The sequence below is a fragment of the Sphingobium sp. LF-16 genome, assembly GCF_003711185.1.
Lineage (GTDB): Bacteria > Pseudomonadota > Alphaproteobacteria > Sphingomonadales > Sphingomonadaceae > Sphingobium > Sphingobium yanoikuyae_A.
The window spans coordinates 2907254-2933748 of sequence record NZ_CP029335.1; the positions used below are offsets into that span (position 1 = coordinate 2907254).

Genomic DNA, 26495 nt, shown 5'->3' on the forward strand with positions numbered 1-26495 from the left:
CGTCTCTCTCCCATGCTGCTGTCACGCGCGCAGGAGCGATCGCGCAACCACATATGACACACAGTAGATCATATGTGGTTGCGGTCAAGTCAGGGATGTCAGGCCGCCGCGCCCTTGAGGAAACGGATCATGGACGAGAAATCCTTGGCCCCGGCGCCGGTGTTGACGAGCGCCTGATAGAGCGATTCCGCCGCCGCGCCCATCGGCACGCTGGCGTCGACGCCATGGGCGGCCTCCACCGCGAGCTTCAGATCCTTGAGCATCAGCGCATTGGCAAAGCCGCCCTCATAGTCGCGGTCGGCCGGCGTTTCCGGGCCGACGCCGGGCACCGGGCAATAGCTGGTCATCGACCAGCTCTGCCCCGACGCCTTGGACGAAATGTCGAAGAAGGTCTGGAGATCGAGACCCAGTTTTTCGGCGAGGGCGAAGGCTTCGCAGGTGGCGACCATGGTGGCGCCCAGCAGCATGTTGTTGACGATCTTGGCAGCCTGCCCCGCCCCGGCCGCACCGGCATGGATCACCGCCTTGCCCATCGCCTGCAAGATCGGTTCGGCGCGGGCGAAGGCGGCACCCTCGCCACCGACCATGAAGGTCAGCGTGCCGCCATTGGCCGCGGCGATGCCGCCCGACACCGGCGCATCGACCATGGCAAGACCACGTTCGCTCGCTTGTTCGATGACGGCGCGGGCGGAGGCGACGTCGATGGTCGAGCAGTCGATCAGCAGCGTGTCCGGCGCGACCGCGCCCAGCAATTGCTCGCCATAGACGGCACGGACATGCTTGCCGGCGGGCAGCATGGTGACAACGATGTTGACACCTTTCACCGCTCCCGCGGCAGACGCCGCGCGGGTGCAACCGGCCGCCTCGGCGCGGGCCAGCGCGACTTCGGACAGGTCGAAGGCGGTGACAGCGTGGCCCGCCTTCACCAGATTAGCGGCCATGCCGCCGCCCATATTGCCCAGGCCGATGAAGCCGATGCTGCTCATGTCCATCCTATCCTTTTATTATGTCAGAACTTGTTTGGAAAATGCGCGGTAGAGCGCATTTTCGATGCGGCACCGGCCCGCCCCCCCACCCGACCGCCCAGACATGGTACCCTGATGGGTGGTCGGGTGGGGGTGCGGGCTGGTGCGAATGCGCCAACGGCGCATTTCCAAATACACTCTCAGGCTTCGACCGCTGCTTGCGGCAGCGGGGTCCAGCGCTCGCCGTCCGGCAGAGGCGCGAAGATCGCGTCGACCAGCTGGTCGGTCACCGCCTCCACCGTCGGCGGGTTCCAGCGGGGCTGGTTGTCCTTGTCGACGATCAGCGCGCGCACCCCTTCGACAATGTCGGGCCGGGCGATGACGCGGCAGGCCAGATCATATTCCATCGCCATATTGTCGACGAAGCGGGTCAGGCGGCTGGCCTGCGCCAATTGCCGCAGCGCGACCTTCATCGTCTGGGGCGACTTGGTGTCGAGCGCGGCAAGCTGCGCCTGCGCCCAGTCCGATCTGTCGGCACGCAGCGCGGCATAGATATCCTCCAACCGGTCGCTGGCGAACAGCCGGTCGATATCCGGCAGGCGGGCGGCGAAATCGCTGTCGGGCGGGCTGACGGCAAAGCGCGCCAGTACGGCGCCGATATCGGACGGGTCGGCGATGATCGCGGCCTTCGCCTCCTCCAGCCGATCGCTTGGCAGATAGTCGGTGGCAAGGCCGAGCGCGATCGCGTCCGCGCCGTCGATGCGCGCGCCGGTGACGGCGAGATAGCGGCCCGATCGGCCCGGCAGGCGCGAAAGATACCAGCCGCCGCCGACATCGGGGAACAGGCCGATGCCGGTTTCCGGCATGGCATAGACGGTGCGTTCGGTCGCGACGCGATAGCGCGCCGGCTGGGCGATGCCGACGCCGCCGCCCATGGTGATGCCGTCCATGAAGGCGATCACCGGCTTCCCATAGGTGAAGAGCAGATGATTGAGGCGATATTCGGTCGCGAAGAAATCGCGCGCGGCGAGATTGTCGCCGGCCGCGCTTTCCGCGATCAGGCGAATGTCGCCCCCGGCGCAGAAGCCGCGCCCTTCGGCATGGTCGATCATCACCGCGCGGATCGCCGGATCATCCTGCCAGGCGAGCAGTGCGTCGGTCATGGTCGCACACATGGCGCGGGTCAGGGCATGGATCGCCTTGGGCCGGTTCAGCCGCAGGCGTCCGACGCCGCCCTCCACCGCAATCAGCACATCGTCGGTCATGGTCATCCCTTTCAGGCCTTCAGCAATTCGCGGGCGGTGATCATGCGCATGATCTCGTTCGTGCCCTCCAGGATGCGGTGGACCCGCAGGTCGCGCCAGATGCGCTCGACCGGATAGTCCATCAGATAGCCATAGCCGCCATGCAGCTGCAGCGCGCGGTCTGCCACGGCCGAACCGGTGTCGGTCGCGAAGCGCTTGGCCATGGCGGCGAATTTGGTCTTGTCGGGTGCACCCTCGCTCACCTTGGCGGCGGCGAGATAGAGCAGCGCACGGGCGGCCTGAAGCTCGGTCTCCATGTCGGCCAGGGTGAACTGGGTATTCTGGAAATCGGCGATCGCGCGGTCGAACTGGCGCCGCTCGCGGGTGTAATTGACTGCCTCGTCCAGCGCGCGCTGGGCGCCGCCGAGCGAGCAGGCGCCGATATTGAGCCGGCCACCGTCGAGCCCGGCCATGGCGATGGCGAAGCCCTGCCCCTCCGCGCCCACGCGATTGGCGACCGGCACGCGGACGCCGTCGAAATTGACCTGGGCGGTGGGTTGCGAATGCCAGCCGAGCTTGCGCTCCTGCGCGCCGAAGCTGACGCCTTCCATGTCCTTCTCGATCACCAGGCAACTGATGCCCTTGGGGCCATCTTCGCCGGTACGGACCATGACGACATAAATGTCATTTTCGCCACCGCCCGAAATGAACGCCTTGGAACCGGTGACGACATAATGATCGCCGTCCCGCACCGCGCGGGTGCGCAGCGACGCCGCGTCCGAGCCGGCGGACGGTTCGGTCAGACAGTAGGAGGCGATCGTCTCGCAGGTGACCAGCGAGGGGAGATAGCGCTGCTTAACCGCTTCCTCGCCGAAGCGGTCGATCATCCAGGCGGCCATATTGTGGATCGAGATGAAGGCCGAGGTGGAGGGGCATCCATAGGCCATCGCTTCCATGATGAGGGCGGATTCAAGCCGACCAAGACCGATGCCGCCGCTCTCTTCCGACACATAGATGGCACCGAAACCCAGTTCAGCCGCCTGGCGGATGGTGTCGCGGGGGAAGTGATGCTCCTCGTCCCACTTGGCCGCATGGGGCGTGATCGCATCGGCGGTGAAGCGCTGCGCCAGTTCCTGCACGGCGCGCTGCTCGTCGGTGAGGTCGAACTGGGTCATGGGGCTTGTCTCATTCTTTCAAATTGTCATGCTGACGGATGTCAGCATCCATTTAGCGCGGCGCCGGAATGAACCGTCAACCATGCGTCTATATCCTTGCCAGCGGGCGCCATGGCACAATCTATATCGGCGTCACATCCAACCTGATGGCGCGGCTGCATCAGCATCGCACCGGCGCTGTCCCCGGTTTCACGGCACGTCACGGGGTAAAGCGGCTGGTCCATTATGAAATGGCCGAAACGATGGACGCCGCCATCCTACGGGAAAAGCAATTGGAAGCCTGGCGGCGCGACTGGAAGATCGCGCTGATCGAACAGAATAATCCATTCTGGGAAGATCGTGCCGTCATGCTAGGCTTTCCGCCTCTGGCCTAGAGAGAATGGATGCTGACTTTCGTCAGCATGACGAAGGAGGCATCGCCGCGCCTCCCCGCTCCTCTTCACCCCATGGTCGGGATGACGAAGGCGCTGTCGCCGGTCGCGCCGCCGTCGGGCCAGCGCTGGGTGACGGTCTTCACCTTGGTGAAGAACTTCACCCCTTCCATGCCGTGCTGGTTGGTGTCGCCAAAGGCGCTGCGCTTCCAGCCGCCGAATGTATGATAGGCAACCGGCACCGGGATCGGCACGTTGATGCCGACCATGCCGACATTGACCCGCGCGGCAAATTCGCGGGCAGCATGGCCGTTGCGGGTGAAGATGGCGACGCCGTTGCCATATTGGTGGTCGCTCGGCAGGCGCAGCGCGTCCTCGAAGCTTTCGGCGCGCACCATCTGGAGCACGGGGCCGAAAATCTCCTCCTGATAGCTGCGCATCTGCGGCGTCACCCGGTCGAACAGGGTCGGGCCGACGAAGAAGCCCTGCTCATGGCCCTGCAGCGTGAAGCCGCGGCCGTCGACCACCAGTTCGGCGCCTTCATCGACGCCCATCTGGATATAGGATTCAATCTTCGCCTTGTGCGCGGCGGTGACGACCGGGCCATAATGGGCGTCGGCATCGGTCGAGACGCCGACCCGCAGCGCGTCGATCGCCGGGATCAGCTTCTCGCGCAGGGCGATCGCCGTCGCCTCGCCCACCGGCACCACCACCGGCAGCGCCATGCAGCGCTCGCCGGCCGAGCCGAAGGCCGCGCCGGCGAGGTCATTCACCACCTGGTCGAGATCGGCGTCGGGCATGACGATGCCGTGATTCTTGGCGCCGCCCATCGCCTGGACGCGCTTGCCCGCCTCGACGCCACGGCGATAGACATAATGGGCGATGTCGGACGAGCCGACGAAGCTGACCGCCCGGATCTCCGGATGATCCAGGATCGCATCGACCATTTCCTTGTCGCCATGGACGACCTGAAGCACGCCGTCGGGCAGGCCCGCCTCACGCATCAGTTCGGCGAGGCGCACGGGGACGCTCGGGTCGCGCTCGCTGGGCTTGAGGATGAAGGCATTGCCGCAGGCGATGGCAACGCCGAACATCCACATCGGGATCATCGCCGGGAAATTGAACGGGGTGATGCCGGCGACCACGCCAAGCGGCTGGCGCATCGAGTATACGTCGATGCCGGGGCCGGCGCCCTGGGTATATTCGCCCTTGAGCAGATGGGGGATGCCGCAGGCGAACTCGATCACCTCCAGCCCGCGCTGGATGTCGCCCTTGGAGTCGGCAATCACCTTGCCATGTTCGGAACTGAGCAGATGGGCGAGTTCGTCCATATTCTGTTCGACCAGCGTCTTGAACGCGAACATGACACGGGCGCGGCGTTGCGGGTTGGTCGCGGCCCAGGCCGGCTGGGCGGCCAGTGCGGCGGCCATGGCCGCGTCCAGGTCGGCCTGGGTGCCGAGGCGCAGCTGCGCCTGCACACCGCCATTATTGGGGTCGAAGACGTCGCTGGTGCGGCCGCCGTCACCTGCCGAATGACCGCTGATGACATGATCGATGATACGCATGGCCCATCCTCTCCAATATGCTTTGGAGCGCGCTGCGATCACTCTGACGCAAGTCGCGCGCTCCAACTTCTTTTGTCGCATCGTTTGAAGCGGAAAACCGGTTCCCACTTTTCCGCACGATGCTTTCGCCCCGCCTTGCAGGATATCAGAAATGCAGGCAAGCTGACGGATATGCATATCCATCCTGCAAAAATGCCGCATCCATGAACTGGGACGATCTGCGCCTGTTCCTGGCGGTGGCGCGCACCGAGCGGCTGAGCGCGGCGGCGGCGATGACCAGGATGGACGCCACCACCATCTCGCGGCGGATCAAGCGGCTGGAGCAGGCGCTGGAGCAACGATTGTTCGAGCATACGCCGGCCGGCCATGTGCTGACCGACCATGGCACCCGCCTGCTGGAACAGGCCGAGCGGATGGAGGCGGCGGCGCTCGGCGTGCAGCGGAGCGGCAGCGCGGCGGGCACGCAGATGGCCGGGACGATCCGCCTGAGCGCATCGGAGGGCTTTGGCAGCCGGGTGATCGCGCCGCATCTGCGCAGCTTCACCGCTGACCATCCCCGGATCGAGATCGACCTGGTGGCGTCGAGCGGCTTCCTCAACCCCTCGCGGCGCGAGGCGGATATTGCAGTGATGCTGGCCCGGCCCAAGACCGGCCCGCTGATCACCCGCAAGCTGACCGACTATCATCTGGGGCTTTATGCGACGCCCGCCTATCTGGAGGGTGCGCCGCCGTTGAAGGTCAAGAGCGACCTGCTGCGCCATGTGCTGGTCGGCTATGTCCCCGATCAGATCTATGCGCCCGAACTGCGCTATCTGGCGGAGGTCGACGCCCGGCTGGAACCGGCGATCCGGTCGAGCAGCATCAATGCCCAGGCGGAGATCATCGCCAGCGGTGCGGGCTGCGGCATATTGCCCTGCTTCATCGGCGACGCCACGGCGGGGCTGGTCCGCGTACTGCCCGAGGCGGTCGATATCCAGCGCAGCTTCTGGCTGGTGGTGCCCCGCGACCTGCGCGGCATTGCCCGGATCGACCAGTTTGTCGGCTGGCTGGTGGCGACGAGCGAGCGGTTGCGACCGGTGATGCTGGGCGTGGGTTAGGCCTGCGGGGTCACCGTGCGGCCGATCCGGGACCGCTCGAACCACCAGAGCAGGGCGCTGGCGATCAGCCAGCCGATGAGCCAGGGCCAGGACGGGCCGGGAACGGAGCGCGCGGCAGTGGCAGAATCCGTCTTCTGATCGGCGCCCTGCAACAGGGTCATGGCCTGATGCATCTGCGCGATGCGCAGGGCCGGCAGGGCATTGGCGGGGTAGATGTAGAAGGCTGTGGATGCGCCATCCGTCCGGCGCACCTGATGCCATCCTGCCCGATCGGGCCACCAGGCGGCGCAATCGCCAGTCGTTGGATCGATCGCCAAGGGCGCGCCATCGACTCGGGCACCGGGCTTCAGGCCGCATAGGCTGATCCGCTCGCCGACCCACGCCGGGCCGGTGAAGGCGGCAACAGACCCCGGTGCCGGGCGCACGACCGCGGCCATCATCCGCCCCCACCAGTCGCCATAAAGATCACCCCGGCCGCTCAGCACCAAGCCGAAACTGTCGAGGCCGGTCCAGATCGCGACGCGACCCGCACCCAGCGCGCGCCAGGCGGCGAGTGGCGTGCCCGCCGCGTCCTGCACCAGCGGAACCACGTCGCGGCCGGCCGGGACGTCATCCATGCGGGTCGCTTCGGGCAGGAGATCGTCGCCGATATTGAGATCGGCGGGTATGTCCACGCTGCCGATGCCTGCACGGGTGCGGGCACGATCGGCGGCAAGCGGCGCCGGCAGGGCGATCGGCGCGACACCATTGCCCCCGGACAGATCGAAACCGAGCGCGCGCCATTGGCCGCGCAGCGCGCCGTCGGCCGGGCCGCTGCCGCGTAGCAGCAGGCCCATGCCGCCGCGCACCGCTTCCAGCACCGCGCCGCGTGCGCCGCCAAGGCCGGCCCAGGCGCGGTCATCGGCGACCAGCAGGTCATAGCGGCGCAGGCTGGCGGCGTTGATTGCGACCGGTGCGTCGCCCAGCGCAATGCCGCCGCCCGCGCTCATGTTGACGGTGACGGCATAGCCGGCGTCGGTCGCCCAGCGGCGCAGGTATTTGACTTCCGGCCCCGGCGCCCCGGCCAGGATCAGCAGGCGCGGCATGGCATCGCCCTCGACCAGCAATGGCACCACGGCCTGCTCGACCAACCCGCCATCGGCCCTGCGCAAGCGCAGGGTGAATTCGGCGGTGCCGGCGGCGCGCGCGGTGCCGGTCAGGCTGAAGTGGCCATCGGCATCCACCGGGGCGGTATCGGTGACGCGCGCGGCGGGATCGAGCAGTTCGACCTGCGCCTTGGGCAGGCCGGCAACCTGTCCGCCGACGGCGAAGGTTGCGCCCGGCGCGATCCGGTCAGGCCGGGCTAGCGCGATCAGTCCTGCGGCGGTGGCCGGCGGCGTATAGTCGATCGCAAGCCCCCGTACCGCATCGCGGTCACGGGCAACGAGGCCCTGCCCCAGGATGACGAGACGGCGCGTGTCGGGATAGCGGCGCAGCGCGGTCGCCAGATCGGGCACCGCCTGCGCGCCCGCCACGTCCGGCGCTTCGGGCAGCGCGACCAGATGCGCGCCCTTGCCGGCCGAGGCGAAGCGCGAACTGCCCTGGGTGGCGACGGTCAGCGTGCCGCCTGCCACCGGCAGCGCGGGTGGAAACAGGCCGAAATAGAGGAGCAGCGCGACGACCGGCTGGAGCAGCAACAGTGTCGCGAGGCGCCAGGGCCGGGCGCCCAGATCGCCGGCCGGACGCTGCCACAGCAGCAGCCTTGCCCAGCCGACCAGCACGGCCGCGCCAAGGAGCAGCGCGGTGATGAGTTGTGCGCTCATGGCCGCCCCCCGATCGCGCCGAGATAGCGGGCGCCGGCAGCGTCGGCCGGACGCCGCCGCGCCACGCCGCCCTGCGGCCGCTCCATCGCCATCCACAATTGCGCGCGCAGCTTGTCGCGACAGGAAGCGCAGCCCGGTTCGCGCCGCACGGCGTCGATCGCGCCACTCAATGCCAGCGGATCGGGCAGGCGCGCGGCGTTGGCCCGAGACCAGCCCTCCAGCGCGTCGAGCGGCACCGGTCCCTGCGCCAGCCCGCGCCAGGCGGCGGCGGCCGGGCCATCGTCGCCCTCGACCGCGACCAGCGGCTCGAAATGGCCGGCTATCCCTTCACGCTTGCCGGTCATGCGGCGGGCGGGGTCGATCGGCGGCAGTTCCGGGCCGACGCGCGACAGGAAGATGCGGGTCGCCTGCTGCACTTCCTTGATGAAGCGCAGCGCCTTGTAGGCGAAGGGCAAGGCCAGGTCGGGTCGGCCCTGCTTCAACTGCATTTCCGACTGCCACATCTCGTCCACCGCCTGTTTCAGGATCGCGCGGGTTTCCGGGTCCAGGCTGGAGGCGGGCGATTCATCGTGGGGATGGCCGAACTCGGCGAGCACATCCTCCTTCTCGCCAAAGACATTGGGGGCCGCGACCGGCGGGCCATGATCATGGCCGTCACCCTCGCCATGGCCATCCGCATCGGCGGTCGGCAGGCTGGGTTCGCCTTCGCTCTCGCCCCCCAAGAACTGGCTGTAGCGGCCGCGCAGGATTTTCTGGTCGTTGCCGATGCCGTTGGATTGCGAGAGATATTTGTCGGCCGACAGGCTGCGCTTGCGCTTCAGCAGCGCCTCGGCATCGATGATGATCTGGCGCTGGCTGCGGAAATAGGCCGGCAAGGTGGTGTTGACCATGCCCTGCAGGCCGCCGCTCTCGGGGGCCTTGGCCGCGGGCCAGCGCAAGATGACGCTGGGGCCGCGCACCTCCTGCGGCGATGGCGCGCGATTGTCGCGCACGATGATCTGCACCACCATGTCGCCACCGGCCGAAAAGCCAAGCGCGCCGAAATCGAGGCTCGGGGCAAAGCGCCGGTCGCGCGCCGGGCCGGAGCCGGACACGGCAATCTCGCGTTCGGTGAAGCGGATATTCTCCCCCTCGCCGATCGCCAAAGTGATGCGCAGCCGGGCGGTGGCGGCAACGCCATAATCGTCGGTCGCGGCGAAGACGGGCGTCCAGCTACGCTGGCCCGGCGCCACCATATTGAGGCTGGCGGCGGGCGCGATCAGCTTCACCTGCGGCAGCGCATCGGCGACGCCATCGATCCGGTGCAGCGGCGGCAGCGGGCCGCGCCCGGATGCCGGGTCGACGCGATAGAGGAAGGAGGCATCGAGCGTGCGGCTGGCGATCCAGTGATCGCCATCGCGGCGCAGCGCAATGCCCGCCCCGCCCAGCGGCAGCAGCGCGGGCGCGCTTGCCTGCGGGTCGAAGCGGAAGGTCCATTCGAGCCGTGACCCGAGCGGCGCGCGCGCATCGAGCTTCGCCTCGTCGCGCAGCGGCAGGCCGGTATAAGCGGGCGGGATGATACGCAGATTTTGCGCGACCAGGCGCGGGATGCCGGGCTTTGCGGCTATGCCTTCAGCGGCGGGGGCCAGCACGACCGGACGATCCGCACCGCGTGGCCAGAGCAGGAGGACGGCGCTGCCGAGCAGGGCAATGATCCAGAGGATAGGGATCGCGCGACGCGACCAGTCCGGGGCCAGTTCTTCTGGTATGCCCTGCCCGAGCCGTTGGTCGAGCCGGGCGCGTTGCAGCCGTTGCAACGGCCCCAAGCCCTGCGGATCGGCGAACAGAAGCGCGCTGCTATCCTCCAGATCGGCGCGACTGGCGTCGAGGCGGCGTACCAGCCAGGCCTGATCGAAGCGCCGGGCGCGGCGGACGATGAGGGCGCCAAGCAGGCCAGCGCCGAGCAGCAGCAGGATCGCCGCCGGCACCAGTCCGACGAAGCGCCAGACCAGCGCGCTCGCCAGCAGCAGGACCGGCAGGCCAAGCAGCAGCGTGTCGAGCCGCACGCGCCGACGACTGGGCGTCAGCCAGGTGGAAAGCAGGGCGTCGGCGCTCATGGCGCGATCGCCCGTTTGCGGCTGGTGGCGAACCAGCGCTCGACCAGCAGCAGCGCCGCGATCAGCAGCGCCAGCCAGGGGCGCAAGTCGGCCGGCGGTTGCGGATAGGCGCGTCCACCGGTGAGTGGCGCATAGGCGGCGGCATCGGCGCGCTGCGGCGCGACGCTCGGTGGCTGGATCAGCGCGCGCAGGCGGGCGGGGAAATCCGCCTCCAGCAATTGCGGCATCTGCGCCGGCTGCAATGGGCGGGTGAAGCGGAGCAGGCGGCCCTTGCCGATCGGCACCGCCTCCACCAGCGGCCGGGCAAGATCATCCTGCCACAGGGGCGCGGGCGTCGTGCCTTGGCGCAGCAGCGCATCGGAGGCGACGATCGCCTGCCCGCCCTGCGCGATCCAGCGTTGCAGCGCTTCCGGCAAAGTGCCGGCGCTCATCCAGAACAAAGTCTTGTCCGACGGAGGCAGTGGCGCCGTCAGTGGGCCGCTGTCGACATCCGCCGGCTTGCCTGCCGGCTGCCAACTGCCCGCTGCCGCCAGAATATAGTGCAACCCACCCGTATGGCCGCTATCCGCACGGATCGCGATCGACGGCGGTTGTAGCGCCACCGGCTTGCCCGCCGGCATCGCGCCGGGGACGATGCGCCAGTCGACCTTGCGCGACAGGCGCGGCCGTTCCGCATCGGCGCCCTGGAGGATCTGCGGCACGATAATGGTCAGCGGCGCGCCCTGCGGCAGGTCCGAGTCCAACTGGCGCACTAGGCTGGCGAGCGGGATGGCGTCGGTCGCGAGCGGCTTGCCCGCTTCGACGCGGGGATAGCCGGGCGCCAGCCAGTGCGCCCTGCCCTCGGCCAGCGCCTTGTCATCCACCGCCGCCGGATCGACGCCGGGCGTCAGCGCGACATAGGGCTGCTTGCTCGCCGCGCCGAACAGCACCGGATGGGCGATCCACAGCACGACCAGCGCCAGCAGCGCGAGGCGCAGGGCAAGCAGCAGCCATTCGTCGAACCGTAACCAGGACCGGGGCTTGGGCTTCTGCCGCAGCCAGCGCAGCGCGGCGAAATCGGTCGGCAACTGCTCGCTGCGCCGCGCGATATGGATCGCGAGCGGGATCAGCAGCGCCAGCAGGCCGGCCAGCGCGGCGGAGAGCAGCAAGGCGGGCGTCATGAATATTCGGCCGCGTCATGGGCGCCGAACAGGCGGCGCAGCGGCATATCGATCGGCTCGTCCAGCACATGGGTCGCACGGCGGATGCCGACCGCATCGAGACGCGCATGCAACTCCGCCCGCGCCTCGCCGAAGCGGCGCAGAAATTCGGCGCGCAGCGCGGCGCCATCCCCCAGCAGCTCCTCGCCCGTCTCCGGGTCACGGAAGCGATAGCCGCCGTCGAACGGGAAATCCCGCTCGCCCACGGTCAGCATCTCGATCACCAGAACCTCGCGCCCGGCCGCCGACAGCTTCTCGACCAGATCGATCGCGCCGGGCTCGAAACAGTCGCTGAGCAAAATCACCAGATCATGCGCGCCAATCCGTTCCCAGACCGGCCCCAATTGCGCTTCGGCGGCAAAGCCCCCCTCGGCGCGCAGCGGCAGCATGTCGAGCAGCAGCCGGTCGCGCTGGCGCAGGCCGGTCGCGGGCGGGAGCAACCGCAGCCCGGTATCGGAGAGCGCCATCCAGCCGAAGCGATCGCCCTGCTGCATCGCCAGTTCGGCGATGCTGGCGGCGATCCTCTTGGCCGCGTCGAGCCGGCTATAATCGGGCCGGATCGCATCGGTCTGCGCCATCGAGGCGCTGGCATCCATCAGGATCCAGACTGCGACCGGGCTTTCCAGTTCGGCCTCGCGGACGAAGAATTTGTCCGACCGGGCATAGAGTTTCCAGTCGATCTGGCGCAACTCGTCGCCCGGCTCATAGGCGCGATATTGCGCGAACTCCAGGCCCGCGCCCCGGCTATGGCTGTGATGCAGGCCCAGCCCATGCGATCCCACCGCCCGGCGCGTGAGCAGGCGCAGGCTTTTGAGCCGGCTCCGCACGTCTGGGGGGATGAAATCGGCCATGACGTTGTGTCCGGATCAGCCGAGCGGCACGGCGCGGACGAGCGCGGCGACGACATCATCGGCACTTTTCCCTTCCGCCTCGGCGGCGAAGGACAGCAGCAGGCGATGGCGCATCACCGGGCCGGCCAGCGCGACGATATCCTCGCGCGTGGCCGCCAGACGGCCTTGGAGCAGCGCTCGCGCTTTGGCCGCCAGGATCAGCGACTGACCGGCGCGTGGCCCAGCGCCCCATTTCACATATTTGCGGATATCCTCCGGCGCGCCCTCGCCCGGCCGGCTGGCGCGCACGATCCGCGTCACCCAGCGCAGCAGATCCTCGCCGAAATACACGTCACGCACCAGCTTCTGCAGCGCCAGCACCTCCTCGCCCTGCATCACCGCCGGCACCGCACCCGGCTTGGCGCCGGTGGTCTGGGCCAGAATGTCATGCTCCTCCTGCTCGGTCGGATAATCGACCCGGATATGGAGGAGGAAGCGGTCCAGCTGCGCTTCGGGCAGCGGATAGGTGCCGGCCTGTTCCAGCGGGTTCTGCGTCGCCAGCACGAAGAAGGGCGATGGCAGCTGATAGGTGGTGCCCCCATAGCTGACGGTCCGCTCCTGCATCGCCTCCAGCAGCGCCGCCTGCGTCTTGGGCGGGGTGCGGTTGAGTTCGTCGGCCAGCAGCAGGTTGGTGAAGATCGGTCCCTTCTGGAACCGGAAGCTGCGATGGCCGGTGCCATGATCCTCCTCCAGCAATTCGGTGCCGAGAATATCGCTGGGCATCAGGTCGGGGGTGAACTGTACCCGGCGGAAGTCGAGCTTCAACGCTTCTCCAAGCGAACGGACCAGCAAGGTCTTGCCCAGGCCCGGCACCCCTTCCAGCAGGCAATGGCCGCCGGCGAGCAGGCCAATCAGCAATTGTTCGACCACCGCCCCCTGCCCCACGATCGCCTGGCCGATCGCCGCGCGCAATTCGCCCAGGCGCGCCAGTTTCTGCTGGATTTCCGCTTCGCTGATATCGGTCATGATATTTCCTAGCAAATGCCGTCATCCCCGCGCAGGCGGGGATCCATCTCCGACGCTCTCCACGAGTGCGAGGTTGGGAGGTGGATTCCCGCTTTCGCGGGAATGACGAAAAAAAGACGGCGGACGGCAGGCATTACGACGACAGCGCGTACATCACGATATTGACCGCGAACTTGGTATTATCCTCGGCCAGGAAGCGCTTGTTGCGCCAGTCATAGTCCCACTCGCAGCCATAATCCTTGTTGCTGTAGAGAACGCCCAGGCGGCCATTGACCTCTATGCCCTTGAGATAATCATGGACCAGATCATCGCCCCAGCCATTCAGTTCCAGCCCGGTATTGGGCGGCCCGTCGAACTTGAAGAAGCTGCGATAGACCGGATGGGTCTTTGGCAGCATCTTCAAGCCTTTGGGGCCGAAAATCTTGGCCATCTGCGCCTCGAACGAGCGGGCGAACAGGCCGTCTATGTCATGGTTGCAATCATCCACCAGGACGAAACCCCCATTGCGGACATAGCGCTCGAAATTGCGCCGCTCGGCCTCCGAAAATTCGACCAGCTTGTGCCCCGCCATGTAGCAGAAGGGCGCGGTCAGCATCTTCGGGTCCGAAAGGGCGATGACATGCTCCTTCGGATCGACCCGCAGCGTCGTATAATCGATCAGCGAGGTGATGAGGTTGGACGGCATGCGCTGGTCGACATCCCAGTCGCCCGAGTCATAGCGCAGCCGCGTGAACCAGAAATCATAGCCTCCCGCGGCGGCAAGCGGACGGGCCAGCATTGCGCCAGCCAGACCGCCCGCCATCAACCGAAGAAACTCGCCGCGTGTCATCACATCCAATCACATAGGATTTGCATGATCCTCCCCTGAAAGGGGAGGTGGCTGGCGAAGCCAGACGGAGGGGTGTCCCGCTATCGATGGGGTGACACCCCTCCACCATTGCTTCGCAATGGTCCCCCTCCCCTTCACAGGGGAGGATCATGCACAGCTCAATCCGTCACACCGCGTCCGACAGCGAGGTGAAGGTGAAGTCGCGCAGCTTCATCGGCGGCACGACGATGTTCATCGACACTTCGTCCGGCGGCACGCGGACCGGGCGACCCAGCTCTTCGACATTGTTGAGCATGATCACCGGGCTCTCGTTGAACCGGAAATTCTTGATCGGATATTTGATCTGGCCGTTCTCGACATAGAAGGTGCCGTCGCGGGTCAGGCCGGTCAGCAGCACGGTCTGCGGATCGACCATGCGGATATACCAGGTGCGGGTGACGAGCACGCCGCGCTCGGTCGAGCGAACCAGATCGGCGGTGGTCTTGGTGCCGCCGGTCATCAGGATATTGCCCATCTGGCCGATCGCGGGCTTGCCCTGCTTGCTCGCCCAGTAGCGGCTGTAATTGAGGTTCGTGACCTTGCCGTCCTTGACCATGTCGACGCGTTGGCGGGCAAGGCCATCATCGTCCCAGGGCAGGCAGGGCGCGACCGGATCCCACGGGTCGGTGTAGAAATTGACCTGCGGCCCGAATACCTGTTCGCCCAGCTTGTTGCCGCCGCCCTTCTTCGACAGGAAGCTGCGGCCCTCGTCCGCCTCGCGCGCGCCGAAGAAGTAGAACATGAAGCCGATCAGGCCCGCGGCCGCCATCGGTTCCAGGATCACGGTATATTTGCCCGGCTCCAGCGCCTTGGCCTCGGACGAGGCCGATGCCTTGCGCATGGAGATCTGGATGTCGCTGTCCGCCTTGAAGCGGGTGGCGTCCTGCGTGTCGGTGCCGACCCAGCCGGAACCCCGGCCATCTTCGGTGCGGACGGTGCAGGTATAATCCAGCATGGTCGAGCGCTGATAGCCGAAATTGCCCTTGCTGTTGGCGATCGCGACGAAGCTCTGATTATCCTCCAGATAGCCGGCCGCGATCAGCTTCTGCGACTTGCAGGCAGTGATCGAGGTCGACGCCACCTGGGCGCGATATTCAGGCGTGATGTCGGCGGTCGACTGGGCGAAGGTCGGGCTGGCCTTATAGGCCTGCCTGTCCACCGCCGGCATGAATTCCGGATTGTCCGGGGCCAGATTGGCCAGCGTTTCGGCGCGGCGCACCACCCGTTCGAGCGAGGCGTCGTCAAACTGGTTGATGGTGGCGGTGCCGACCTTCTTGCCATAGGCGACCTGGACCGCCAGCTCGATATCGTCGGTCAGGCCCGCGGTCGACACGTCGTTGCGGGCAAAGCGGATATTGCCCTGGATCTTGCCGGTCAGTTGCGCGGTGCATTCGTCGGCCTTCGACAGGGCGACGACCTTGGTCAGGATGGCCTTGGCCTGCGCTTCGGTAAGGATGCTCATTTTTCTGTCTCCCTAAGCGATCAGCCGAGCGAACGCGCGGTGTTGATGACGTTGATACCGTTGAAGCGCGCGGTCGAAGACCCGTGCGACACGGCGGAGACCTGGGCCGGCTGGCCCTTGCCGTCGAAGAAGGAGCCACCCAGGCGATAATCGCTCTGGTCACAGACGCCGACGCAGGCATTCCAGAATTCCGGGGTGCGGATCTGGTAAGCGACATCCTCGATCTGCTGGGTGATCTTGCCGTTCTTGATCTCGTAGAAGAGCTGGCCGCCAAACTGGGCGTTATAGCGCTGCTGGTCGATCGAGAAGCTGCCATCGCCGATGATGTAGATGCCGTCCTCGACACCTGCGATCATGTCGGCAACGCCCTGCTTGGTCTTGCCCGGCTCCAGGCTGACATTGGCCATGCGCTGGAACTGCACATTGGACCAGCTGTCGGCATAGGCGCAGCCGTCCGATTCCTTCTTGCCTTCGATATGGGCCTGGTCACGGATCGCCTGGTATCCGACCAGCTTGCCGTCGCGGATCAGATCCCACTTCTTGGTCTTCACGCCCTCGTCATCATAGGCGACAGCGCCCAGGCTGCCCGGCTGGACCTTGTCGGCGACGATGTTCACCTTGTCGCTGCCATATTGGAAATGGGCCTGCAGCTTGTCCATCGTGGCAAAGCTGGTGCCGGCATAGTTCGCCTCATAGCCCAGCACGCGGTCCAGTTCGAGCGGGTGGCCGACGGATTCGTGGATGGTCAGCCAGGTGTGCGACGGGTCGAGCACCAGGTCATATTTGCCCGGCTTGACCGACGGCGCCTTGAGCTTCGCGCGCGCCTGCTTGGCGGCGGCGATCGCGTCTTCCTTCATGTCATAGCTGTTGCCATAGACGGTGACGCCATTGGGCAGCACGGTCTTGCCGCTGGCGGCGCCGTCCAGATATTCGAAGCCCAGGCCCATCGGCGAGGACAGGCCCTCACGCGTGCGGAACTTGCCGCTGGTCTTGTCGACCGCGGTAACCGTCATCGGCGCCCAGATGCGGTGGACGTCCTGGTCGATATAGCTGCCATCGGTGCTGGCGAAATATTTCTGCTCATTGACCAGGAACAGGATCGAATTGACAAAGTCGGCGCCCGCCTCCATCGCAGCGGCGTTCACGCCCATCAGCAGCTCGACCTTGTCCTTGATCGGCACGGCCATGCTGTTCTTGACGATCGGCGTCTTCCAGCTGACCTCGCCCGCGCCCTTGACCGGGGCGAGCTGGACCGGGGCGCTCTGCTGCGGCGCATTGGCCTTGGCGATGGCGACCGCCTGCTGCGCCGCCTTGGCGACCGCTTCCTTGCTCAGCTCATTGGTGGCGGCAAAGCCCCAGGCGCCATTGGCCAGAACGCGGATGCCGACACCGGTGGATTCGGTGTTGACGATATTCTCGACATTCTTTTCGCGGGTGATGACGAACTGGCGCAGGTAACGGCCGACGCGCACGTCGCAATAGCTGGCGCCGGCGCTCTTGGCCGCGTTCATCGCGGCGTCGGCCAGCCCCTTCTTGAAGCCGACGTCGAGCGCGCTGTTCAGATCCTCTGCTGCAATGACCTTGCCAAAAAAGGACGGCAGGACGAGCCCGCCGACACCCATGGTGCCAAAGGCCAGGAAGTCGCGTCTATGCAAGATAGCCTCCACTGGAATGCCCGCAGATCGCGGGTCTGTCTTGTCGCGAAGGCCACCCCCTTGGCACCCCCCGCGTGGATGGCGCGGATCATTGCGAGCCGGACAGATGAGGTCAAACGGCTTTTCCGGACGGCAGGGCGTGACATGCGGGCTTTCGACCAAAGGGCAACCAGCGCCGACGAACGACATGTGCGGCGAGCCAGCGTCCGCACGCGCGGCGTGACGGCTATAGATTCGCTATAATTGCCAGTCAGTTAGCTATAGTCAAAACAGGCAGCAGGCTCAGGCGTCGGCCCAGCGGCGCAGCAGATTATGATAGACGCCGGTCAGGCGGATCACCTGCGCATCGTCATGGCCGCGATCGAGCGCCAGTTGCTGGATCGAACTGTCGAGATCGAACAGCATCTGGCGCGCGGCGTCGTCGCGGATCATCGACTGCATCCAGAAGAAGCTGGCGACGCGCCGGCCCTGCGTCACCGGTTCGACCCGATGCAGCGAGGAGGAGGGATAGAGCACCGCCTGCCCCGCCGGCAACTTCACCTGCTGCACGCCGAAATTAGTCTCGATCGTCAGTTCGCCGCCCTCATAGCTTTCCGGCTCCTCCAGGAAGACAGTGATCGACAGGTCGGATCGGACACGAAAGCCGGTGCCGGCCTGGATGCGCACGGCATTGTCGACATGGGTGCCGAACGCCTGCCCGCCGGCATAGCTGTTGAACAAAGGCGGAAAAATCTTGAGCGGCAGCGCAGCGGCGATGAACAGCGGCGATCGCCCAAGCGCATCGAGGATCATCTGCCCCGCCTGGCGGGCTTCCGGCGCGCTTTCGGGCAGTTGCAGGTTGCGCTTGGCCAGCGCCGACTGATGGCCGGAGGTGACATTGCCATCGACCCATTGCGCCGCATCGATCAGCGCGCGGATGTGGGCGACGCCGGCGGCGTCGATCAGGTCGGGAATGACGATCAGCATGAAGGATACTCCGGGGCGGGATGGCCTGGGCCTGCGGTCGAGCGAGGCGCGCCGGTGAGGCGCTGTCTGTCAGGCCCTGTCTGTCAGGCCTTGTCGGTGCGGATGACGAAGGGGATTTCGACCACGCCCTTCACCCGCACGGCCTGACCGTCACGGATGATCGGGCGCCAGCGCCAATGCTTCACCGCATCGCGCGCGGCATCATCCAGTCGTGCAAAACCACTGCTGCGGGCGATGCCGATGCTCTCGACGCCGCCGTCGGTGCCGACCACCAGCGCCAGGACGACCGTGCCCTGCTCGCGCTTACGCCGGCTGTCGATCGGATAGCGGGGCGGCTTGCCCGACACCATCTGCGCGCCGATATCGCCCGCCTGGACGACCGAAGGGGCCGCGGCAGCCATGACCGGCGCGGCCGGTGCCGGCGGCGATGGCGGGGCCGACACCGCGACCGGCGAGGGCGCGGGGACCGGATCGGGCGTGGTGGCGATCTGCACCGGCGGCACCGGTGTCTGGACGATCGGTGGCGGCGCCACGACCTGCGGCTGGGATGGCGGCGGCGGGGGCGCTTCGGCGGCGGGCGGTGGCGGGGGTGGCGACAGGTTCACTACCGTCAGCTTCGCCTCTTCGGCCCGAACGACATGATTGCGCACCTGGATCAGCGCGCCGATCAGCAGCGCATGCACGACCAGAATGGCAGCAATGGCGGGCAGGTTCGGGCCGCGACGCGCGCCATAGCGCTCGGCCGGAACAGCGATGGCATGGCCGCTGGCAACGGGCATCGGACGATCGTCACCGACATCGGCGAAATCGGTCGCATAGACCTCCGCCCTGCCCTGTGCCGCCTGCAGCATTGCCCGTCCTCCGTCCGTCAGCCCCAGTCCGCGATACAGCGGACCATAATGCGAATCAATTTCATTCGCAGCGCCCTAGCCTATTTCGCCCCGGCGCAGAAGTGCGGAAGAAACGCTATAGCAATAAGGGAAAGAGCCGGGAGACGCTCAGCCCTGCGGAAAATCCTGTGTCCGGACGCGGGCGAAGAGCCAGCAGCGGATCGCGCTGGCCAGATTGGGGGGATCGTCGGCCGCCATGCGCGTCACGTCGATCCGGGCGATCAGCGCATTGATCGGCAATTCGGCCTCAGCCGCGGCATCGCGCAGCGCCTGCCAGAAGATCGGCTCCAGGCTGATCGCGGTCTGGTGCCCGGCAATGGTCACGCTGCGCTTGACCGGAGGGGCAAAGGGCGACGCCCCGGACGCGGCTGCGCCATCGGAAGCGTCGCCCTTGGCCATCAATACATGTGCTGGCCGCCGTTGATCGACAGCGTGCTGCCGGTCACGAAGCCGCCCTCGTCGCTGCAGAAGAAGGCAACGCCACGGGCGATCTCATGCGCCTGACCCAGACGGCCGACCGGGATCTTGGCGACGATCTTTTCCAGCACCGGTGCCGGCACGGCGGCGACCATGTCGGTGTCGATATAGCCGGGCGCGATCGCATTGACGGTGACGCCATATTTGGCGCCTTCCTGCGCCAGCGCCTTGGTGAAGCCGTGAATGCCCGACTTGGCGGCGGCATAGTTAACCTGGCCATATTGGCCGGCCTGGCCGTTGATCGAACCGATATTGACGATCCGGCCCCAGCCGCGCTCGCGCATGCCGCCAAAGGTCGCCTTGGCCATGTTGAAGCAACCGCCAAGGTTGATGCGCATGACTTCGTTCCAGTCGTCGAAGCTCATCTTGGCGAGCACGCCGTCACGGGTGATGCCCGCATTGTTGACGACGATGTCGACCGGGCCGAGCGCTTCCGCCACCGCAGCGCAACCGTCCAGGCAGGCCTGATGATCGCCGACATCCCATTTGAAGCTGGCAATGCCGGTGGCGTCGGTGAAGGCCTTGGCCTTTTCCTCGTTGCCGGCATAGTTGGCGGCAACCGTATATCCCATTTCCTTGAGTGCCAGGCTGATGGCTTCCCCGATACCGCGGGTTCCGCCGGTCACGATCGCTACTCTCGACATGCGCCTGTCCTCTCCTGTGCTAGACCCTCTGGTCCACCCATCCTGAAAGCTCGCGGCCGACCAGCCGCTGGTAGAGGGTGATAGCTTCGGGGGATGCGTTTAGACAGGGCAAAAAGGCAAATTTTTCGCCACCTTCCGCTAAAAAAACTTCTTTCGCGCGAAGCCCGATTTCCTCTAGGGTTTCCAGACAATCTGCCGAAAATCCGGGTGTCACGACAGCAATGTTCCGGACACCTTCCTTCACCAATCTGGTGAGCGTCGCTTCGGTCTCCGGCTCCAGCCATTTGGCCCGGCCGAAACGCGACTGGAAGCTCATATGGACGGGCAGGTCCATTGCCGCATCGAGCAGCCGGACCGTCTCCACCGACTGGTGATAATAGGGGTCGCCCAGCTTCAGCGTCCGTTCCGGCATGCCATGGAAACTGGCGAGCAGCGCATCGGGCCTGAAGTCGAGCGGCGCCAGATGGCCGTCGATCGATATTTTCAACGCGGCGATATAGTCGGGATCGGCATAATAAGGCGGCAGGGTGCGGATCGCCGGTTGCAGCCGCATGTCGGCCAGCGCGGCAAAGGCCTTGTCCAGCGCGGTCGCGGTGGTCGCGCCCGAATATTGCGGATAGAGCGGCGCCAGCAGGATGCGCTCGCACCCCTGCGCCATCATCGCCTGGAGCCGGCTGGCGATCGACGGATTGCCATAGCGCATCGCCCAGTCGACGATCAGGTCCGGGCCCATCGCCTGCTGCAACGCCTCCGCCGTCTCGCGGGTATAGACCGCCAGCGGCGATCCGCCGGGCATCCACACCTGCTGATAGGCATGGGCCGACTTTTTCGGCCGCGTCGTCAGCACCGCGCCGCGCAGGATCGGCTGCCAGATGATCTGCGGAATTTCCACCACGCGCGGGTCGGACAGGAATTCCGCCAGATAACGGCGCACCGATGTGGCATCGGGCGCGTCGGGCGTGCCGAGATTGATCAGCAGCACGCCGACGCGCGATGGCGTTCGAGTGTCAACTTCGCTGTCAGGCATCAGCCATTTCCCATGATCGGCAGGCTGCGGAATCGCTGCCCGGTGACGGTGAAGAGCGCATTGGCGATCGCCGGCGCGGCAAGCGGCGCGCCAAGATCGGTGACGCCGGCCGGATCGGCCGTGCTGCGGATCAGTTCCACGCTGATCTCTCCGATGTCGCCCAGCCGCGGCAGGTTCATCCGCCCCAGCATCGCGCGCGTCGGCATGCCGCCGGCATAGGGCACCGACGCCCCCATCGCGAGCGCGAGGCCATGGATCAGCCCGCTTTCTATCTGTTGTCGCGCGATATCGGGATTGACCTGATCGCCGCAATCCACCGCCGCAACCATCCGCCGGACGCTGAGCTTGCTGCCCTCGATCCCCGCCTCGACCATCACGGCGGCATAGGCGCCGTTCATCATATGCGCGGCGATCCCCTGCCCGCTGCCGGCAATGCCCCCCTGCCAGCCGCCCATCGCGGCCGCCGTGGAGAGGCAATGGGCGAGGCGCGGGTTGCTGCCCAGCATCTGGATGCGGAAGGACATCGCCTCGATCCCCGCCAGATGGGCGAGTTCGTCCAGGAAGCATTCGGTGAAGAAGGCGCCATGGAGATGCGCATTGCCGCGCATGAAGCCGAGTGGCAGGCCAACGTCAGCGGGATAATGATCCACCGCCCAGTTCGGAATGGCATAGGGCGGCACCATGCCGGCCACCGCCAGCCGGGTCGCCTTGTCGCCCGCTTCGGCGGCGGCCTCATGCGACAGCTTGCCATGGGCGATGCGCGACCAGGTCTGGGTCATGGCGCAGGGAGCCGCCACCTTGGCCAGCCAGCCTTCGACCATGCCACCACGGCCCAGCTTGGCCGCCATGCGGGCATGGGCCGGCGCGCCGGGCCGATCCTGAATCACATCCTCCAGCCGCGACCAGAGCAGTTGCACCGGGCGGCCAACATCGCGCGCGATCAGCGCGGCCTGCACACCCGCCTCCCAATCCATATGCCGTCCGGTCGCGCCGCCGGCATGGAGCGGGTAGAGCGTCACCGCACTGTCCGACAGGCCGAGCGCATCGGCGATCGCGGCGCGGGCCAGCGCGGGCGCCTGCGTCGCCATCCAGGCCTCGGCGCCCTCCTCCGTCACCCGCGCCGTCGCGCACATCGGCTCCAATGCGAGATGCAGGCCGGGATCGACCTGATATTCGCTGGCCAGGATCGTCGCCTTCTCGAACACCGGCAGCAGGTCGCCCTGCACATAGAGACGCCGGCCGGCATCCTTGGAAAAGGCATCCTCCAGCGCAGCATCGATGCGACCGCTGTCGACCGGCGTGCCGCGCAGGGTGAAGCTGGGATCGATCAGGTCGAGCGCCCGGTTCGCCGCCCACCAGTTGGTGCCGACCGCCGCGATCCAGCGCTCGGTGCGGACCAGTTTCAGGAAGCCGGTGACCTTCTGCGCCTCGGCATCGCGCGCATCCTTCAGCACGGCGTCGCCGATCGGCCCCTGCCGGATCGAGGCGAAGACCATGTCGGGCAGGCGGATGTCGGCGGCGAAATTATGGCTGCCGTCGATCTTGGACGGGGTGTCGAGCCGCGGCAGATCCTGCCCGGTCAGCCGACCGTCATTGCCCTGACGATAGGGCAGGATGTCGGGCAGGGTGAAACCGGCCGCATCCTCCACTACATCGCCCAGCCGCAGCTTGCGCTCCGCCCCGTCGGTGATGATGCCATTCTGGATGTCGCAGCTTTCCCAGGGCACGCCCCAGCGCGCCGCCGCCGCCTTGCACAGCAGCACACGCGCCGCCGCACCAGCCCGGCGATAGGCGTCATGGAACATCGGCACCGACGTGCCCGCCCCGGTCAGCATCAGCGCGCTGCGCGTCGCATATTGGTCGATCGCCCAGGTGCCGGCATCGCCCGCCACGCGGGTCCAGTCGCTCGCCAGCCAGTCACGCGCCAGCAGGCCGTTGGCATAGAGCGGGCTGATCGGCGCGCTCTGCACCGCGACGGTGCGCCAGTCGGCGCCCAGTTCGTCCGCCAAAATCTGCGGCAGGATGGTGGTCACCCCCTGCCCCATTTCGGTTTGCGGCACGATGGCGATCACCTGCCCGGCCCGGTCGATCTTGAGGAAGGCGTCGAAAACCTGTTCGCCCGGCCCGACATTGAGATTGGGCCGATAGCTGCGCGGCCAGGCCGCCCAGGCCAGAACCAGTCCGACTGCCGCACCGCCACCGACCAGCAGCGTGCGACGGCTCACACCTGTGTCGCTCAAACCTCTGTCTTTGCGTCGTTTCAACGGTGCCCGCGCCATGGCCTTGCTGATAGAGGCGCGGGGCCGTGCTGCCTAGGGCTAATCCGCCGCGATCGGCGCAAGGCCAAGCCGCCGGATCTCGATCGCCGGGCAATAGTCCATCACGACCTTGAGCCCCGCCGCTTCGGCCCGCGCCGCGGCATCGGCATCGATCACCCCCAACTGCATCCAGACCGACTTGGCGCCAGCGGCGATCGCCTGGTCCACCACCTCGCCCGCGGCCTCGCTGCGCCGGAAGATATCGACCATGTCGATCCGCACGCCGATGTCCGACAGCCGATCCCAGACGAATTCGCCATGGACATGTTCGCCGGCGATCTGCGGATTGACCGGCAGCACGCGATAGCCATGATACTGCAGCGTCTTCATCACACTATAGCTCGGCCGGTCGGGGCGATCGGAAATACCGACCAGCGCGATCGTCCGGGTTTCGTTGAGCAGATCGGCAATATCCTGCGCGGCGGTGAGCGGCATGGCGGTCCTCCTGTCCTGGTCCCCGATATGGGCAGGGCGAAGGCGCGAACAAGGGGCCTGGCGCGCGCCGGTCCTAACCAATTCCTAAGCAGCGTCCGGCTAGGCCCGGCAATGCGCGATTCGCGCCGGCCGGTGGGGACGGGCCGTATTCAGGGGGTCTGAGATGAAGTCTGTCGTCATTGCCGCGCTTGCCATCATGTCCGCGACTGCCCAGCCGCTGCTGGCACAGGCCGATGCGCCGCTGCCCGTCATGCAGCCGCCCGAGGCCAGTCCGGCCATGGTCCTGCCCGCCAACACCGCCGTCATGCTGCGCATGAACAGTGAATTGTCCAGCAAGACCGCCAAGGAAGGGTCGATGTTCGACCTGTCGGTCGCCGATCCGGTGATGGTCGATGGCTATGTCGTCATCCCGATGAATGCCCGCGCCGTGGGCGAAGTGACCTGGCTGACCGGCAAGGGCGCCTTCGGCAAATCGGGCAAGATGAATATCGAGCTGCGCTATATCGAAGTCGCCGGGCGCCGCATCCCGATCAAGGGCAGCTTCCGCCAGGAGGGCGAAGGCAATACCGCCGCGACCATCGGTGGCGTGATCGCGGCCGGCGTGTTCGCGGGCTTCATCACCGGCAAGACGGCGATCATCCCGGCCGGCCGGGAACTGCAGGCCTTCACCCAGAATGAGATCGCGCTGGCGCCGCCGCGCCGCCCCGCGCCCATGCTGGGCCAGCCGGCACCGATCCCCGCCAGCTACACGCCCGCGCCCCGCGCTGCGCCGCTGCCGGCCGCCCGGCCAGCACCGCGTCGGTCGATGGTCGACCCGTCGCTGGAGATCAACGTCAAATAAGCCGGACTTGGCCGTGGCGCACCGCACGCGCCACGGCTAGACCCTGCCCATGTTCGATATTCGCAAAGACAATCTGAGCGGCGCACCGACCCGCGCGCTATTGGCCATCCATCTGGCCGGCATGCAGGCGGAATCGCCGCCAGAAAGCGTCTTCGCGCTCGACCTGTCAGGATTGCAGCAGCCCGACATTTGCGTCTGGACCGCCTGGGATGGCGACAGCATCGCCGGCGTCGCCGCGCTGCGCGATCTGGGCAGCGGCCAGGGCGAACTCAAATCGATGCGCACCCATCCCGATCATCTGCGCCGGGGCGTGGCTGCAGCGCTGCTGCGCCATATCATCGGGCAGGCACGGCAGCGCGGCATGACCCGGCTCAGCCTGGAAACCGGCAGCGGCCCCGCCTTCGATCCGGCGCTGACGCTCTATCGCCGGAATGGTTTCGGCAATGGCGAGGCGTTCGGCGATTATCGCGCGAGCGCCTTCAACCAGTTCCTGCACCTCGGCCTCTGATCAGGCGGCCTTCGCCAGCCAGGCCGCGACCTTTTCGGCGACGGCGCGGAAGGCATCGGCATGCGGCCCTTCGCCAGCCGCCGGCGGATCGCCCGCGTCGGAGCGCTTGCGAATGTCGATCGCCAGCGGAATGCGGCCGATGAAGGACAGGCCAAGCTCGCCCGCCGCCGCTTCCGCACCACCACAGCCGAACGGATCGGACACTTCGCCACAATGCGGGCAGGCATAGCCGGCCATATTTTCGACCAAGCCGATCATCGGCACCTGCGCCTGTTCGAACAGGCTGATCGCACGGGTCGCATCCATCAGCGCCAGATCCTGCGGCGTCGAGACGATCACGGCGCCGGCCGGCTTGTGCTTCTGGAGCATGGTCAACTGAATGTCGCCGGTGCCCGGCGGCAAGTCGATCACCAACAGGTCGGTGTCGCCCCAGTCGGCGTCGATCAACTGCCCCAGCGCATTGCCGACCATCGGCCCGCGCCAGGCCAGCGCCTTGCCGGGATCGACCAGATGCGCCATCGACAGCATCGGAATGCCGAGCGGGCTTTCGACCGGGAACAGGCGCTTTTCGCGCGCCTGCGGCTTCTGGTCCTCGCTGGCGAGCAGGCGGGCCTGCGACGGGCCATAGATATCGGCATCGACCAGACCGACCTTGTGCCCCAGCCGAGACAAAGCGATGGCGAGATTGGCCGACAGGGTCGACTTGCCCACCCCGCCCTTGCCCGACGCCACGGCGATGATGCGCGGCGCGCGGCGCTCGGCCGTCATGGCGATGCGCACATCGGTGACACCCGGCAGCATCAGGCCGCCCTCGCGGATGGCGGCGGCCACGGCATCGCGCCGTTCGGGCGCCAGACCGCCCACGTCGAGCGCCAAGGTCATGACGCCATCCTTCACCCGCGGCGCGCTGGCACGGCCATCGGTCAACGTCTTCAGGCGGGCGGCAAAATCATCGATATCGGTCATGACTGGGCCCTCTAGGCAATAATCGTCGTTAAGGGCACTGTTTTTCGCGTGCAGCCATTCCTATAGAG

The 26495-nt window shown here is 66.7% G+C and carries 24 protein-coding genes; 4 read left to right on the forward strand and 20 right to left on the reverse strand.

Translation table 11 applies throughout. The features are described from left to right. Window positions 1-98: 98 nt before the first annotated feature. The 3 genes from mmsB to DIZ22_RS13550 form a co-directional block, all read right to left on the reverse strand. A complete protein-coding gene (gene mmsB, locus DIZ22_RS13540) occupies window positions 99-986 on the reverse strand; it encodes a 3-hydroxyisobutyrate dehydrogenase (RefSeq protein WP_122928827.1) in 888 nt (295 codons plus the stop codon). 179 nt (window positions 987-1165) lie between these two features. Continuing rightward, on the reverse strand, window positions 1166-2230 hold the full coding sequence (locus tag DIZ22_RS13545; RefSeq protein WP_206364632.1) for an enoyl-CoA hydratase/isomerase family protein: 1065 nt from the start codon (window positions 2228-2230) through the stop codon (window positions 1166-1168). Window positions 2231-2241: 11 nt separating this feature from the next. After that, complete coding sequence (locus DIZ22_RS13550; RefSeq protein ID WP_122928334.1) at window positions 2242-3384, reverse strand: acyl-CoA dehydrogenase family protein; 1143 nt, start codon at window positions 3382-3384, stop codon at window positions 2242-2244. Window positions 3385-3452: 68 nt separating this feature from the next. Between DIZ22_RS13550 and DIZ22_RS13555 the strand changes: the two genes are divergently transcribed. Continuing rightward, entirely contained in the window at window positions 3453-3758 is a 306-nt protein-coding gene (locus tag DIZ22_RS13555; protein ID WP_122928335.1) for a GIY-YIG nuclease family protein, read from the forward strand. Between the two features lie 65 nt (window positions 3759-3823). On the opposite strand, the gene DIZ22_RS13560 is transcribed toward DIZ22_RS13555, so the two are convergent. Then, window positions 3824-5320 carry a CoA-acylating methylmalonate-semialdehyde dehydrogenase gene (locus tag DIZ22_RS13560; protein ID WP_122928336.1) on the reverse strand — a complete coding sequence of 499 codons (1497 nt, stop codon included), beginning with the start codon at window positions 5318-5320 and terminating at the stop codon, window positions 3824-3826. 203 nt (window positions 5321-5523) lie between these two features. Between DIZ22_RS13560 and DIZ22_RS13565 the strand changes: the two genes are divergently transcribed. Then, window positions 5524-6417 carry a LysR family transcriptional regulator gene (locus tag DIZ22_RS13565; protein WP_122928337.1) on the forward strand — a complete coding sequence of 298 codons (894 nt, stop codon included), beginning with the start codon at window positions 5524-5526 and terminating at the stop codon, window positions 6415-6417. Here DIZ22_RS13565 and DIZ22_RS13570 read toward each other — a convergent pair. The 15 genes from DIZ22_RS13570 to DIZ22_RS13640 form a co-directional block, all read right to left on the reverse strand. Beyond that, complete coding sequence (locus DIZ22_RS13570; RefSeq protein ID WP_122928338.1) at window positions 6414-8219, reverse strand: carboxypeptidase regulatory-like domain-containing protein; 1806 nt, start codon at window positions 8217-8219, stop codon at window positions 6414-6416. The two genes, DIZ22_RS13565 and DIZ22_RS13570, sit on opposite strands and share 4 nt — an antisense overlap. After that, complete coding sequence (locus tag DIZ22_RS13575; protein ID WP_122928339.1) at window positions 8216-10315, reverse strand: DUF4175 family protein; 2100 nt, start codon at window positions 10313-10315, stop codon at window positions 8216-8218. Before DIZ22_RS13575 ends, DIZ22_RS13570 begins: the two co-directional genes overlap by 4 nt. Beyond that, a complete protein-coding gene (locus tag DIZ22_RS13580; protein WP_122928340.1) occupies window positions 10312-11475 on the reverse strand; it encodes a BatA domain-containing protein in 1164 nt (387 codons plus the stop codon). The genes DIZ22_RS13575 and DIZ22_RS13580 overlap by 4 nt, the downstream gene beginning before the upstream one ends. Further along, the gene (locus DIZ22_RS13585; RefSeq protein ID WP_122928341.1) at window positions 11472-12365 is read right to left on the reverse strand and encodes a DUF58 domain-containing protein; all 894 of its coding nucleotides are present in this window, start codon (window positions 12363-12365) and stop codon (window positions 11472-11474) included. The genes DIZ22_RS13580 and DIZ22_RS13585 overlap by 4 nt, the downstream gene beginning before the upstream one ends. A 15-nt stretch (window positions 12366-12380) precedes the next feature. After that, a complete protein-coding gene (locus tag DIZ22_RS13590; protein ID WP_122928342.1) occupies window positions 12381-13370 on the reverse strand; it encodes a MoxR family ATPase in 990 nt (329 codons plus the stop codon). A 133-nt stretch (window positions 13371-13503) separates the two neighbouring features. Next, window positions 13504-14199 carry a DUF4159 domain-containing protein gene (locus tag DIZ22_RS13595; protein WP_122928828.1) on the reverse strand — a complete coding sequence of 232 codons (696 nt, stop codon included), beginning with the start codon at window positions 14197-14199 and terminating at the stop codon, window positions 13504-13506. 166 nt (window positions 14200-14365) lie between these two features. Then, window positions 14366-15700, reverse strand: a complete 1335-nt coding sequence (locus DIZ22_RS13600) for a TldD/PmbA family protein (RefSeq protein ID WP_122928343.1) — start codon at window positions 15698-15700, stop codon at window positions 14366-14368. 20 nt (window positions 15701-15720) lie between these two features. Then, window positions 15721-17355 (reverse strand): TldD/PmbA family protein, encoded by a 1635-nt coding sequence (locus DIZ22_RS13605; RefSeq protein ID WP_122928830.1) that lies wholly within the window; start codon window positions 17353-17355, stop codon window positions 15721-15723. 282 nt (window positions 17356-17637) lie between these two features. Beyond that, window positions 17638-18321 (reverse strand): Fe2+-dependent dioxygenase, encoded by a 684-nt coding sequence (locus DIZ22_RS13610; protein ID WP_010335919.1) that lies wholly within the window; start codon window positions 18319-18321, stop codon window positions 17638-17640. Window positions 18322-18404: 83 nt separating this feature from the next. Beyond that, window positions 18405-19172: an energy transducer TonB gene (locus DIZ22_RS13615; protein WP_004208454.1), complete on the reverse strand. Its 768-nt coding sequence runs from the start codon at window positions 19170-19172 to the stop codon at window positions 18405-18407. A gap of 147 nt (window positions 19173-19319) precedes the next feature. Continuing rightward, window positions 19320-19610, reverse strand: coding sequence for a ribbon-helix-helix domain-containing protein (locus tag DIZ22_RS13620; RefSeq protein ID WP_122928344.1), 291 nt, complete (start codon window positions 19608-19610; stop codon window positions 19320-19322). Continuing rightward, a complete protein-coding gene (gene phbB, locus DIZ22_RS13625; RefSeq protein ID WP_004208456.1) occupies window positions 19610-20332 on the reverse strand; it encodes an acetoacetyl-CoA reductase in 723 nt (240 codons plus the stop codon). The genes DIZ22_RS13620 and phbB overlap by 1 nt, the downstream gene beginning before the upstream one ends. Before the next feature lie 19 nt (window positions 20333-20351). Continuing rightward, window positions 20352-21359, reverse strand: a complete 1008-nt coding sequence (gene hemH, locus DIZ22_RS13630; RefSeq protein ID WP_122928345.1) for a ferrochelatase — start codon at window positions 21357-21359, stop codon at window positions 20352-20354. Next, complete coding sequence (locus DIZ22_RS13635) at window positions 21359-23638, reverse strand: molybdopterin cofactor-binding domain-containing protein (RefSeq protein WP_122928346.1); 2280 nt, start codon at window positions 23636-23638, stop codon at window positions 21359-21361. The genes hemH and DIZ22_RS13635 overlap by 1 nt, the downstream gene beginning before the upstream one ends. Before the next feature lie 39 nt (window positions 23639-23677). Continuing rightward, a complete protein-coding gene (locus DIZ22_RS13640; RefSeq protein ID WP_122928347.1) occupies window positions 23678-24112 on the reverse strand; it encodes a CoA-binding protein in 435 nt (144 codons plus the stop codon). A 163-nt stretch (window positions 24113-24275) separates the two neighbouring features. On the opposite strand from DIZ22_RS13640, the gene DIZ22_RS13645 reads away from it, so the two are divergent. Together DIZ22_RS13645 and DIZ22_RS13650 are read left to right on the forward strand one after the other, a co-directional pair. Beyond that, complete coding sequence (locus DIZ22_RS13645) at window positions 24276-24953, forward strand: hypothetical protein (RefSeq protein ID WP_037522060.1); 678 nt, start codon at window positions 24276-24278, stop codon at window positions 24951-24953. A 49-nt stretch (window positions 24954-25002) separates the two neighbouring features. Beyond that, a complete protein-coding gene (locus DIZ22_RS13650) occupies window positions 25003-25461 on the forward strand; it encodes a GNAT family N-acetyltransferase (RefSeq protein WP_122928348.1) in 459 nt (152 codons plus the stop codon). On the opposite strand, the gene DIZ22_RS13655 is transcribed toward DIZ22_RS13650, so the two are convergent. Next, window positions 25462-26427 carry an Mrp/NBP35 family ATP-binding protein gene (locus DIZ22_RS13655; RefSeq protein ID WP_037508243.1) on the reverse strand — a complete coding sequence of 322 codons (966 nt, stop codon included), beginning with the start codon at window positions 26425-26427 and terminating at the stop codon, window positions 25462-25464. Between the last annotated feature and the right edge of the window lie 68 nt (window positions 26428-26495).

Bases quoted from the DNA above. Each gene is read 5' to 3' on its own strand.
- DIZ22_RS13575 (WP_122928339.1), bottom strand. From the start codon at position 10,315: ATGAGCGCCGACGCCCTGCTTTCCACCTGGCTGACGCCCAGTCGTCGG.
- DIZ22_RS13545 (WP_206364632.1), bottom strand. From the start codon at position 2,230: ATGACCGACGATGTGCTGATTGCGGTGGAGGGCGGCGTCGGACGCCTG.
- DIZ22_RS13645 (WP_037522060.1), top strand. From the start codon at position 24,276: ATGAAGTCTGTCGTCATTGCCGCGCTTGCCATCATGTCCGCGACTGCC.
- DIZ22_RS13635 (WP_122928346.1), bottom strand. From the start codon at position 23,638: ATGGCGCGGGCACCGTTGAAACGACGCAAAGACAGAGGTTTGAGCGAC.
- DIZ22_RS13590 (WP_122928342.1), bottom strand. From the start codon at position 13,370: ATGACCGATATCAGCGAAGCGGAAATCCAGCAGAAACTGGCGCGCCTG.
- DIZ22_RS13610 (WP_010335919.1), bottom strand. From the start codon at position 18,321: ATGCTGATCGTCATTCCCGACCTGATCGACGCCGCCGGCGTCGCCCAC.
- hemH (WP_122928345.1), bottom strand. From the start codon at position 21,359: ATGCCTGACAGCGAAGTTGACACTCGAACGCCATCGCGCGTCGGCGTG.
- DIZ22_RS13565 (WP_122928337.1), top strand. From the start codon at position 5,524: ATGAACTGGGACGATCTGCGCCTGTTCCTGGCGGTGGCGCGCACCGAG.
- DIZ22_RS13550 (WP_122928334.1), bottom strand. From the start codon at position 3,384: ATGACCCAGTTCGACCTCACCGACGAGCAGCGCGCCGTGCAGGAACTG.
- DIZ22_RS13560 (WP_122928336.1), bottom strand. From the start codon at position 5,320: ATGCGTATCATCGATCATGTCATCAGCGGTCATTCGGCAGGTGACGGC.
- DIZ22_RS13650 (WP_122928348.1), top strand. From the start codon at position 25,003: ATGTTCGATATTCGCAAAGACAATCTGAGCGGCGCACCGACCCGCGCG.
- DIZ22_RS13640 (WP_122928347.1), bottom strand. From the start codon at position 24,112: ATGCCGCTCACCGCCGCGCAGGATATTGCCGATCTGCTCAACGAAACC.
- mmsB (WP_122928827.1), bottom strand. From the start codon at position 986: ATGAGCAGCATCGGCTTCATCGGCCTGGGCAATATGGGCGGCGGCATG.
- DIZ22_RS13555 (WP_122928335.1), top strand. From the start codon at position 3,453: ATGAACCGTCAACCATGCGTCTATATCCTTGCCAGCGGGCGCCATGGC.
- DIZ22_RS13585 (WP_122928341.1), bottom strand. From the start codon at position 12,365: ATGGCCGATTTCATCCCCCCAGACGTGCGGAGCCGGCTCAAAAGCCTG.
- DIZ22_RS13570 (WP_122928338.1), bottom strand. From the start codon at position 8,219: ATGAGCGCACAACTCATCACCGCGCTGCTCCTTGGCGCGGCCGTGCTG.
- DIZ22_RS13595 (WP_122928828.1), bottom strand. From the start codon at position 14,199: ATGACACGCGGCGAGTTTCTTCGGTTGATGGCGGGCGGTCTGGCTGGC.
- DIZ22_RS13620 (WP_122928344.1), bottom strand. From the start codon at position 19,610: ATGGCCAAGGGCGACGCTTCCGATGGCGCAGCCGCGTCCGGGGCGTCG.
- DIZ22_RS13655 (WP_037508243.1), bottom strand. From the start codon at position 26,427: ATGACCGATATCGATGATTTTGCCGCCCGCCTGAAGACGTTGACCGAT.
- phbB (WP_004208456.1), bottom strand. From the start codon at position 20,332: ATGTCGAGAGTAGCGATCGTGACCGGCGGAACCCGCGGTATCGGGGAA.
- DIZ22_RS13580 (WP_122928340.1), bottom strand. From the start codon at position 11,475: ATGACGCCCGCCTTGCTGCTCTCCGCCGCGCTGGCCGGCCTGCTGGCG.
- DIZ22_RS13600 (WP_122928343.1), bottom strand. From the start codon at position 15,700: ATGAGCATCCTTACCGAAGCGCAGGCCAAGGCCATCCTGACCAAGGTC.
- DIZ22_RS13615 (WP_004208454.1), bottom strand. From the start codon at position 19,172: ATGCTGCAGGCGGCACAGGGCAGGGCGGAGGTCTATGCGACCGATTTC.